Origin of the sequence: Streptomyces sp. AA1529, from assembly GCF_000280905.1 — a bacterium.
GTDB lineage: Bacteria > Actinomycetota > Actinomycetes > Streptomycetales > Streptomycetaceae > Streptomyces.
In genome coordinates this window covers 296,882-306,673 of sequence record NZ_ALAP01000078.1, presented here as the reverse complement: position 1 = coordinate 306,673, position 9,792 = coordinate 296,882, and the positions used below count along the sequence as shown (strand labels likewise).

10 protein-coding genes are annotated in these 9,792 nt (G+C 69.5%); 5 read left to right on the top strand and 5 right to left on the bottom strand.

The window, feature by feature from the left end:
• Nucleotides 1–72 precede the first annotated feature (72 nt).
• Together A949_RS0123615 and A949_RS0123610 are read right to left on the bottom strand one after the other, a co-directional pair.
• Nucleotides 73–1,182 (bottom strand): hypothetical protein, encoded by a 1,110-nt coding sequence (locus A949_RS0123615; RefSeq protein ID WP_026004958.1) that lies wholly within the window; start codon nt 1,180–1,182, stop codon nt 73–75.
• Nucleotides 1,170–1,829, bottom strand: coding sequence for a hypothetical protein (locus tag A949_RS0123610; protein WP_019358513.1), 660 nt, complete (start codon nt 1,827–1,829; stop codon nt 1,170–1,172). Before A949_RS0123610 ends, A949_RS0123615 begins: the two co-directional genes overlap by 13 nt.
• Before the next feature lie 599 nt (nt 1,830–2,428).
• Here A949_RS0123610 and A949_RS0123605 point away from each other — a divergent pair.
• The 3 genes from A949_RS0123605 to A949_RS0123595 all read left to right on the top strand — a co-directional run bounded on the left by A949_RS0123605 (nt 2,429) and on the right by A949_RS0123595 (nt 4,690).
• Complete coding sequence (locus A949_RS0123605; RefSeq protein WP_019358512.1) at nt 2,429–2,974, top strand: hypothetical protein; 546 nt, start codon at nt 2,429–2,431, stop codon at nt 2,972–2,974.
• A 26-nt stretch (nt 2,975–3,000) separates the two neighbouring features.
• The gene (locus tag A949_RS0123600; protein WP_158687625.1) at nt 3,001–4,134 is read left to right on the top strand and encodes a hypothetical protein; all 1,134 of its coding nucleotides are present in this window, start codon (nt 3,001–3,003) and stop codon (nt 4,132–4,134) included.
• Nucleotides 4,135–4,300: 166 nt separating this feature from the next.
• Nucleotides 4,301–4,690, top strand: a complete 390-nt coding sequence (locus A949_RS0123595) for a hypothetical protein (protein ID WP_158687624.1) — start codon at nt 4,301–4,303, stop codon at nt 4,688–4,690.
• A 157-nt stretch (nt 4,691–4,847) separates the two neighbouring features.
• On the opposite strand, the gene A949_RS0123590 is transcribed toward A949_RS0123595, so the two are convergent.
• Both A949_RS0123590 and A949_RS0123585 read right to left on the bottom strand, forming a co-directional pair.
• Complete coding sequence (locus A949_RS0123590) at nt 4,848–6,293, bottom strand: MFS transporter (RefSeq protein WP_019358509.1); 1,446 nt, start codon at nt 6,291–6,293, stop codon at nt 4,848–4,850.
• 225 nt (nt 6,294–6,518) lie between these two features.
• Entirely contained in the window at nt 6,519–7,352 is an 834-nt protein-coding gene (locus A949_RS0123585) for an oxidoreductase (RefSeq protein WP_019358508.1), read from the bottom strand.
• Nucleotides 7,353–7,467: 115 nt separating this feature from the next.
• Between A949_RS0123585 and A949_RS0123580 the strand changes: the two genes are divergently transcribed.
• Entirely contained in the window at nt 7,468–8,373 is a 906-nt protein-coding gene (locus A949_RS0123580) for a LysR family transcriptional regulator (protein ID WP_026004957.1), read from the top strand.
• A 117-nt stretch (nt 8,374–8,490) separates the two neighbouring features.
• Here the strand turns inward: A949_RS0123580 and A949_RS0123575 are convergent, their stop codons facing one another.
• Nucleotides 8,491–8,952 (bottom strand): pyridoxamine 5'-phosphate oxidase family protein, encoded by a 462-nt coding sequence (locus tag A949_RS0123575; protein WP_019358506.1) that lies wholly within the window; start codon nt 8,950–8,952, stop codon nt 8,491–8,493.
• Nucleotides 8,953–9,184: 232 nt separating this feature from the next.
• Here A949_RS0123575 and A949_RS0123570 point away from each other — a divergent pair, with 232 nt between their 5' ends.
• Nucleotides 9,185–9,538 (top strand): hypothetical protein, encoded by a 354-nt coding sequence (locus A949_RS0123570; protein ID WP_026004956.1) that lies wholly within the window; start codon nt 9,185–9,187, stop codon nt 9,536–9,538.
• The last annotated feature ends 254 nt before the right edge of the window (nt 9,539–9,792 follow it).

Sequence of the window (9,792 nt, the reverse complement as noted above, 5' to 3'; positions counted from 1 at the left end):
ACGGACGAAGCGGCGCCTGCCAGTCCCCGACCGGGTTTGTGGCAGGCGCCGCACTGTGTCTGCGCTGACCGCTCAGTCACGCACGATGGACTGGATCTCCTTCACGGTGAGGTTCTTCGTGGTGCTGAAGGTGCCCGACGGGAACGTGCCCCCCGGGTCCTCGGTGCTCTTCCACTCCACCTTCCAGGTGAGCGTGGCCTTCAGCGTGTAGGAGCCGTTCTCGCCGGTGGCCCTCAGATACCGGATGCCGCACGGCGGGGTCCGGTTCTTCTTCCCGGCGGAGTACTTCTCACCCAGTGCGCCGTTCTCGAACTCGCACTTTCCCGAAGCGGGGTAGGTCTTCGCGTCGCCGGTGCCGGGCTCGAGCGTCAGCGACTCGGGCGTGGCGGTGGTGGTCGCGGAGAGCCTGGTCCCGTCGATGAGGTCGAGTTCGGCGATCGCCTTCACCGGCTTGAACCTGCTCCGGTCCAGCCAGACCCAGGTGTCGAGGTTGACGGTCTGCTTGCCGTCGGGGTTCAACGACAGTTCCGTTTCCGGGATGGGGAGCTGCTCGTAGGCGTACTGCGCGAGGATCTTCGGACTGACGGCCAGCGGCATGTCCTCGGGCGGGTCCCCCTTCGGCACCCAGATGGCGTGTTCGCTGCACGCGTCCGCCTCGGGATCGTCCGCCCGGTCGGGGTTGCGCACGCCTTCCCAGAAGTAGCCTTTGCCCTGCTGGTCCATGTTGTAGTCGTCGTACTTGTCTGTCTGGTAGTAGTTCTCGTAGAGGTGGACGACCTGCTCCGAGAGCGCGTCCGCCGCCTTCTGGTTGCTCTTCTCGAGATCGTCGAAGATCGTGCCGGAGTCCTTCTCGTCCTTCTCGTCCTCGTCCCGCTTCTCCGGCTTGGCGTCCTCGATCTTCTTCTTGAGCTGCTTGGGCGTCGTCTTCGGCTCGTACCAGCACGCCGGGGCTTCCCAGTCGGGATCCTTCGGGTCCAGCTTGACCGTCTTCCCGCCACCCGTGCTGTCGCCCTGGACGATCCGGATGTGCGAGACCTCGGCAGTGATGTCGGCGCCGTCGGTTCCGCCCGAAGCTCTGCTCGCGCCGGAGCCCTTCGGGTCCGCGTGCGCGGTGGCGGAGGCCGCCAGGAGAAGTCCCGTCGTCAGCACGATGATCGAGTTCTTCCGACTCACTCCATGCATTTCTTGGCCTTCGCAGTCTCGTGACCTGAGGTCGCCTGCCACACTCCGTCCTTGTTCCGCTCCATCCGGAGTCGGGTGAAGATGTAGTTCAAGTCGCCCCCGTTGTTCGGTTCGAGTTTCCCCGTCTTGAGAAGCTTGTTCTTGGCCTTGCTTTCGTCGATGCAGAAGTAGATCTGCGCTACAGTGTCGCTCTCCAGTTCGACCCTCTGGTCGTAGTAGCGGGTTACACCGGCCCAGCTCTGCTGGTCCTTCTTCGCTTCGAGGATGTACTTGTTCGAGGCGAGCAGTGACTGCCCCTTGGCGTAGACCTTCACCAGGTTCGGATCTTTCCCCGTGGTGATGACCCGGTCGATCGCGTTGATCCGTGCCTGGTTGTCGGCCAGGACCGCGTCCTTCTCTGGGCTGCCCGTCTGGGTGTCCTCGAAGACGTTCTTGGCGTCCTTCGCCAGTTTGATGTCCTCCGGTGCCTTGTGGCCGGGGGTATCCGAACTCTGAGACGGGGAGGGGGACTTGCTCGTCTTCTTGGTGCCGTCGTCGGCGCCGTCGATCTTGCCGTCCGATCCGCCGTCACTCCCGCACGCGCCCAGGAGGAGGGACGCGGCGAGGGCCGCTGCGGTCCACATCGCCGTGCTGGCCTGCTTGTTCATGCGCACGTTCTCTCAGCTCTCTGTCCGTGGGCGACGGCGGTTCGAATCACCCGCAGTTTTGATCACTTAAAGTTACTACAGTGAATGGAGTGCCGACAGTCTCTGTTGGTCACCGCGGTTCTCTCGGTTCTCTCGCCGGTGTCAATCGGTGATCATTCAACCGGTGTGGTGTGTCATGCAGGAGAACACGCAGCACGTCACTCGACGGGTTCCCGCTCCGGGCCGATAGGTGGGCGGGGATCCGGCAACCGGTCCGACCTGCGGGCCGATCGGGCGGTCTGCCAGGCCCAGGGCAGAGGCTCGGGTGGGGCCTCGGGGGCGTCGTCAGGGGCATACGACGCAGTGTGGCTGCCGATCGTGGCAGTGCGGTGGACCGACGACCTCACGCGACACCCGACTGACAAGATGATCAGCGAAGCGGCACTCTGTGGTATTGAACGTGCTGTTCGAAGAAGGACCTGAGCACTTCTGTGCTACCCCTGCTTCCTCGATCTCCGAGGAGCCGGCCTGGTGACAGCTGTGGCCGGATCCGCCATGGGACAGCGGTTCTGCGGTGGGTCAGAGGGCGGGGAAGAGCCTGAGACGGGGGCGGTGCGGCCGTGAGTGGTTCGGAGCCGAAGGGCGACAGCGAGCTCCCGGAGACGGCGTTGGGCCCGCCGGTTCCGCCGGGTGAGCAGGGCATGCTCGAACCGCCGCGTGAAGAAGGCGCTCTCCTTCCCCTGCAGCCGGAGGGTGGCTCGATCCTCAAGCCGCGGTTGAACGTTTCCCACAGCGTGCTGGCCAAGGGCGCCACCAGCGCTGGGGAGATCCACACGGCCTTCTACGAGGCTGCGGCTTCGCTGGAGACGCCGACGGGCACGGCGGCGACTGAGTTCGAGGGCTGGACGGCCGCCCAGGGGCTGCGAAAGTCACACGAGCAGTGGGAGATCCAGGCCGGGAATGTGGCTGCGTGGCTGGCAGGTATCGAGCAGAGCCTGCGGGACGCCAAGAGGGCGTACAGGACTCAGGACCACGGTGCCAAGACCGACCTGGAGAAGCTGTTGAAGCAGCAGGGGCAGCAAGACGTCCCCTCATGTGGCCCTGCCGACCCGGCTCCGCCGCCTGTGGCCCCGCGTCGTTCGGCGATTGACGAGTACGACCGATGAGGGGCGAAAAGTTCTATCACGAATTGATGACCACTGACTTCTCGGTTCTTACGGACCTGGCGGAGAAGTGGAAAGAGGTCATCACCGCCATCGACGGTCTGTCCGGCCGGATCCACAAGGAGCTGATGAAGCCCTTGCGGGACGAGGGTTACTGGGAGGGGGCGGCCGCGCCCTACGCATGGCAGATGATCGACGACATGGCACGCCAGGTCAGCCGGGCGACCGAGGTGGCCCGCACAATGAAGAAGGTCCTTGAGGACGGCGAGTTGGACCTGACCACGCTGCGCGGTGAGGTGAAAGAGATCGTCCGACGGATCGAGGAGGACAGCAAGGGGGCAGTGGAGGTGACCTCCAACGGGGTGGTGCGCGCCACCACGAGCGGCGAGGTGGACACGGAGACCGCCAAAATGGTCAGGGACGGGCAGCGTGACGTAACGGCTGCCTTGCGTGGCGGGCTGTTCATCGACAACAAACTCGCCTATGCACTGCTGGCCGATGTCGGCCTCGGTCAGTGGTTCAACGCCAGGCCCCAGCACACCGATCTCGACAGCACGGGCAGCATCAGCCCCGACGAATTCGACGCCTACACGCGTGTCCTGGGTGGCGAGAGTCCGCACGCGGACCCGAACAACGCGACACCGCGATCCACAGGTTGGGGCTGGCTCCTCGGCAAGGGGACATTCGAGCCGAACCGGCAGTTCCACCAGGGCGACCCGTTCGTCAAGCAGCTGCAAAGGAGCGACAGCATGGCGTCGATCCGCGACCAGACGTTGCAGAAATGGCGTGCGGGAGAGCTGTCCGGACGGGTGAAGCACAAGATTTCCGGAGAGGGGCGCGGCGACCAGATCAAGATGTTCGCCAAGGACATGGCGGGCCTGAGCGGACTCGACAACCTTTGGGACGGAGACACCAACGAGGCCCAGTCCCTCCTCGGCTCCTACGACGTCGACTACACGGTCGAATCCGAGGAACCGGACGGCTCCATCGTGGTGCAGTACACGCTCAACAACGACACGGACGTCGAATCCTTCCTCCCCGGCTACCCGAAGTGGCAGGAGAAGCTCAACCGCTCTGCGGGCCCCGGCACGGGCATCCACGAAAAGATGACATGGACGGAGCGGATACACCCGCCCCGCTTCGAAGCTCCGGATGAGCACTGAAACGATGGCTTCCATGACGACGCACGGCTCGGCTGTCCCCACACGAAGGCCGAGCGGCACGGTGTCACGCAAGGCGGCAGGAGTGGCCGCCTGCGCTCTGGCCACTCTTGCCTCGTGCACTGTCCTGGACGACGCTTCGAGCCCGTGTCCGAGGTCGAGCACCACGGTGCGCGCGAGTGACCTGAACGGCGACTACCAGGGCCCGCACGGCATGCGCGTCAGTCTCGGGCACACCTCCACCCGGTATCCCGAAGGGCGTACGGCTCAGGTCGGCACAGTACGGGTGAGGAATTGGGCGATCTCGCTGGAGGAGCTGGGCGGGAACGGCCCTGCCGGCAGCGGGTTCCAGGGTGCGGGGACCTGGGAGTTCCGCCAAGAGGAAACCACCGGTGGTGAGGGGTTCCGCCAGATCAAGCTCGACTTCCTCCGCGGTACCCCCGAGCGACGAATGCCCGCCGACCCGCAGTATCTGGAGATCGGCGGCACCCGGAGCGAACCCGAATTGTTCGTGGAAACGGACCCCGACACCTGCCCGAGCATCGTCTTCCACCGATAGCCGCCCCGCCGCGCCGCACGTTGCCTCGAGCCCGTCTTCGCCCCGGCGATGCGGTGACGGCCGGCGGGCAGCCCCCGTGAGTCCGGCCGGATCGATCCGGCGGTGTGGCCGTCCGCGTCGCTGCGGCCCGCGGCGCTGTCGCGACGGAGCGTCCGGCTCACGCCTCCGCGTGCCGGTGCTGGGGCCGGTGCCGGTGCCGGTGCCGGTGCCGGTGCCGGGGCAGCGTCAGGGTCGCGCCGGTGGTCAGGACGAGTCCGGCTGCCGCTGTCAGCATGCTCCAGCGCATGCCGGTCAGGAACGTGTCCGCCCCTGCCAGCAGCGCGCCGAAGGCCGCCACCGCGAGAGCCCCGCCGACCTGGCGGCCGGTGTTGAGCACGGCGGACGCGGAGCCGGCCCGGTCTCCCGGCACCGCGTCGAGCAGCATCGCGGTCAGCGCCGGTACGGTCAGCGCCCCGCCGAGGCCGACCGGCACCATCAGCGCCGCCACTGCCCACGGGTCGGTGTGCGGGCCGACGGTGAGCAGGGCCAGCAGTCCCACGGCCCCGGTCAGTTGTCCTGCCACCATCGGCACGCGCGGGCCGAACAGTGCGGCGAGTTTCGCCGAGGCCAGGTTCATCGCGGCGACGAGTGCCGTCATCGGAATGAACAGCACACCGGCACGTAGGGCCGATTGGCCGCGCTGCTGCTGCAGATACAGGCTGAAGACGAACACTCCGCCGTAGTAGGCGGCGTTGAGCATGAAGCCGACCACCAAGGACACCGCCACCACTCGGGAGCGGAACAGCGGCAGCGGGAGCATCGGATGCGAGCCCGTGGCCTGCGCGGCGAGGAAGACGGCGGCCGCGACGGCGGCCACCAGCAGCGACATCACCACGGGCGGCCGGCCGAAGCCCTGGTCGCCGCCCTCGATCACGCCGTACGTCAGCGCACCCATCGCGACCACCGCGGTCACCTGGCCGACCACGTCCAGTCGCGCGGGCAGCCGCGGCGACGCCGGTACGCGGGTGAGCAGGGCGAGCGCCAGCACCCCTGCGGGCAGATTGACGAAGAAGATCCACCGCCACCCCGCGGAAGCGGTGAGCGCCCCGCCCAGCACCGGTCCGGCGGCCACCGCGACGGCCCCGCCCACGGTCCAGACGGCGATGGCGCGCGCCCGCTCGGCCTGGTCGGGGAAGCCCTGCCGGACCAGCGCGAGCGAGGCGGGCATCATGACCGCCGCCGCTGCTCCCTGTATCAACCGCGCCGCCACCAGCACCCCGAGGCCGGGGGCGAACCCGCACGCGGCCGAGGCCAGCCCGAAGAGTACGAGGCCGCCGCCGTACGCCTGCCGGGCCCCGATGCGGTCGGAGACGGCGCCCGCGGAGAGCATCAGGGCGGCGAAGGTCAGGGTGTACCCGTCCACCACCCATTGCAGGCCGGACATGCCACCGCCGAGGCTGCGGCCGATGTCGGGCAGTGCGACGGTGACGATCAACGCGTCCAGCGAGATGAGGAAGAAGCCCAGCAGCGCCGCACCGAGCACCACGGGGGAACCGCCCCGGCCCGTTCCCGGCGCCGCGGCTGCGGCACCGGAGGTGGGAGAGGGCCTGAGCAGGGATTTCATCGCGACGCTCCTGGGACGTTCGGGAAGAGGCGTGGGCGGGACCGGGATGGCTGCCGCCGGGGCGGGCCGGTGGGTGCTGCCCCCGCACCGACCGCCCCCGTCTGTGCCGCGCTTGAGAGCCGGCACGCCGGGTGCGGGCCCGCCGCGACCGCGCGGGCGCGTCGGGCGGGACGGCCGCTGCGGGAGGGCGGGTTCGGCGGCCGGGCGGACCGGTGGCCGGAGGTGTCAGTCGTCGAAGTCGGTCGAGCGGATGAGCTTCTCCCAGGACCGGAGTTCGGCGCCGGCCCGGTCGAGATGGTCCGTGATCGCGTCGGCGGCGTCGTTGCCGAGCGGCAGCCGCAGCGGCGGTTCGTCGGCGTCCAGCGCGGTGAGGACGGCGGCTGCGGCCCTGGCCGGGTCCCCGGGTTCGCGGCCGCTTCCCTCCGGCAGTCCGGAACGGACGGGACCGACGGTGTCCTGGTAGGCGTCCAGGGCGGAGGAGGGATGCAGCGTCGCGGGGTCGGCGAAGCCGGTACGGAATGCGCCGGGTTCGACGATCAGTACCCGGATGCCGTGCGGGGCGACCTCGGCGGCCAACGCCTCGGAGAGCCCCTCCAGGGCGAACTTGGTGGCGCAGTAGGCGCCGACCCCGGCGAAGGCGAACCGTCCGCCCATGCTGGTCAACTGCACGATCGCGCCCGAGCCCTGGCGGCGCATGTGCGGCAGCGCGGCCCGGGTGAGTGCGGCCGGGCCGAAGAAGTGCAGGTCCATCAGGTCCCGCAGCTCCGTGTCGGTGCTCTCCTCCACCGCACCCACCATGCCCCGCCCGGCATTGTTGACCAGGACGTCCATCCGGCCGTGCCGCGCCACCACGCCGTCGACCGCGGCCTGACCGGCTGCGCTGTCGGTGACGTCCAGCGGCAGCGCCTCGACCTGGTCCGGGTGTGCGGCGACCAGGTCGTCGAGCAGCGCGGTGCGGCGGGCGGCGGCGACCACGATGTCGCCCGCGGCCACCGCCGCTTCGGTGATCGCCCGCCCGAACCCGCTGCTCGCTCCGGTGATCAGCCAAACCTTGTGCATGCCTGTCTCCTCTGTGCCAAACGGCCCGCCTGTGCGGAGCGGTCCGTGTAGGTCTGTGTGTGAACCACCGTGCAGGGCAATCCAGTTGTCGGTCCAAGATCTGCTGTGATAGCCGATGGTTATGGATGTTCACGGACGGGACCTGCGCTACTTCGCCGCAGTGGCCGAGGAACTGCACTTCACGCGCGCGGCAGAGCGCCTGTACGTCTCGCAGCCCGCGCTGAGCAAGCAGATCAGGATGCTGGAGAAGCAGGTGGGGGCCGCGTTGTTCGAGCGCGATCGGCGCGAGGTGCGCCTGAGCGCGGTCGGCGCCGCGCTGCTGCCGCATGCCCAGCGCATCCTCGCCGAGTGGGAGGAGGCGCAGACGGCGGTCGCCCGGGCCGTCGCCGGCCAGGCGGCCGGTCTCGTCGTGGGGATGAGCACCAGCCCGGGGCGCGGGGGCGTGCTCCCGGCGATCCGCTCCCGCTTCACCGCCGCGCGCCCCGACGCGCGGCTGCGGCTCCGCCAGGTCTCCTGGCACGACCCGAGTGCCGGGCTCGCCGACGGCACGTGCGACGTGGCGTTCGTCTGGCTGCCGCTGCCCGATCCGGACCGCTACCGGTGGGTGGTGGTCGCCGAGGAGCCCCGCCTGGTCGCCATGCCCGATACGCACCCGCTCGCCGAAGCGGAGAGCGTCGATTTCACCGACCTGCTGGACGAGCCGTTCCTCGCGCTGCCCGACAGCGCCGGGCCGCTGCGGGACTACTGGCTCGCCACCGAGGCGCGCGGCGGAAGACCGGCCCGCATCGGCGCCGAGGTGGCGAGCACCGAGGAGACGTACGAGGCCCTGGTCGCCGGTCTCGGGGTGGTGCTGTTGGCGGTCGGGAACAGTCCGCTGATCACCCTGGGCGGGGTCGTCACCCGTGCGGTCCGGGGCATCTCGCCCAGCCGCTTCGCGCTGGCCTGGCGCGCCGACGACCGCCGCCCGCTGGTGCGGGAGTACGCGCATGCCTGCGAGTTGGCGGCCGGGACGGCGGACTGAGCGTGCGACGCGGATGCGGGAGGTCCCGGGACCGCTCCCGGGACGCGGGAGGGACCGATGGTGCCCCGAGTCCGGTCCTCGGGCCGGGGCCGGGCCGGAGCCCGGCCGGTGAGAAGGCTAGTCCTGCCACCTCCCGTCGCGCATGATCACCCGGCCGCGCAGTTCCGGCTCGCCGCGCCACGCGCGCACGGTCCTCGGTGCCACGCGCAGGTAGACGAAGGGCTCCTCTTCCCTTCGCGGGTCCCAGCCGAACTCGGTGGCGAAGGCATCGGCCGCGTCGCCGGGGACGTCGTGGACCGGGAAGCACTCCGCCGCACCCTGGAGCAGCACCACGTCGAAGGTGTCGGGCAGCGCCAGGCGCACCCGCGGCTCGGCGCGGACGTTCCGCGCCGTCGCGGACGCGGCACCGGTGCACATCCACACCGCCTGCCCGTCCCACGAGAACCACAGCGGCACTTGGTGCGGGCCGTCATCGGGATGTGCTGTCGATACCCAGATGTCCCGTTCGGTGGCCAGCCGGTCCAGAGTGTCGCGCCTGCGCTCCGCCGTCTCCCGGCGAGCCGTTCCCGTGGTCTGCATGGGCGGCGACTCCAGCCAGCGGCAGCGAAGCGCACCTGAGGCGAGGGGCCTACGTCCGTGGACCGAGGTCCCTCCCTCTCGGTCACCGGCCCGGGCGTCCCCGGCGGGCCCCCGGCGCCCTCTGCCCGCGCCGACGGTCGCCCGGGACGTCCGCGGTCGGGCGCGTTGTGAGAGGGCGCTGAAAGGGCACTGGTGGGTGGGTGACCCCTGGTGGGTCAGTAGAGTCGCCAGCATGGCGCACCCAATGCTGCGGGCAATCGAAGACGACGGGCGTGCGGTGGACGATCCGAGCGAGGAAGTTCTGCACGATCTGCTGGCGGACATGAACCTGCGCCACCGGTTCGTGATCTTGGAAAGGCTCGACCTCGAGCCTGTGGACCAGCACTACATGCAGGTGTATCTGAACGACGACATGAGCTACCAGGTGGAGTACCGCGAAGGCAGCGCGGACAAGCACTTCCAGGCCCATGTCCCCAGGCCGCACGAGATGATCGGCCCGGCGCCGGTCGCCAAGGTGATGATCGACTGGGCGTACGACCGCGGGGGATGGCGTGAGGCGATGCCCTGGGTCCAGACAGCCGTCTGAGAGCGGCAGCGGACGGGGAGCCGAGTGATCCCGCCCCGCCCGTGAGGCGCTCCTTGCGGCCGGTCGGCCCTGTCGGACGCTGCCGACCTCTCTCCTCGCCGTGATCGGGCGGGCCTGACGTCAGTCCGCGCTCGTGGATCAGTACACCTGGTCGCGCGCGACATCACCGCGCAGGTGCTCAACGTCAACGGCGGGGAGCGAGGCACCCGCTGACCGCCCGAGCCCGGGTCCCGTCCTCGGTGCGGGTCCGGACG

Coding starts and splice junctions, on each gene's coding strand:
- A949_RS0123615 (WP_026004958.1), bottom strand. CDS start 1,182: ATGCATGGAGTGAGTCGGAAGAACTCGATCATCGTGCTGACGACGGGA.
- A949_RS0123610 (WP_019358513.1), bottom strand. CDS start 1,829: ATGAACAAGCAGGCCAGCACGGCGATGTGGACCGCAGCGGCCCTCGCC.
- A949_RS0123600 (WP_158687625.1), top strand. CDS start 3,001: ATGACCACTGACTTCTCGGTTCTTACGGACCTGGCGGAGAAGTGGAAA.
- A949_RS0123590 (WP_019358509.1), bottom strand. CDS start 6,293: ATGAAATCCCTGCTCAGGCCCTCTCCCACCTCCGGTGCCGCAGCCGCG.
- A949_RS0123585 (WP_019358508.1), bottom strand. CDS start 7,352: ATGCACAAGGTTTGGCTGATCACCGGAGCGAGCAGCGGGTTCGGGCGG.
- A949_RS0123580 (WP_026004957.1), top strand. CDS start 7,468: ATGGTTATGGATGTTCACGGACGGGACCTGCGCTACTTCGCCGCAGTG.
- A949_RS0123575 (WP_019358506.1), bottom strand. CDS start 8,952: ATGCAGACCACGGGAACGGCTCGCCGGGAGACGGCGGAGCGCAGGCGC.
- A949_RS0123570 (WP_026004956.1), top strand. CDS start 9,185: ATGGCGCACCCAATGCTGCGGGCAATCGAAGACGACGGGCGTGCGGTG.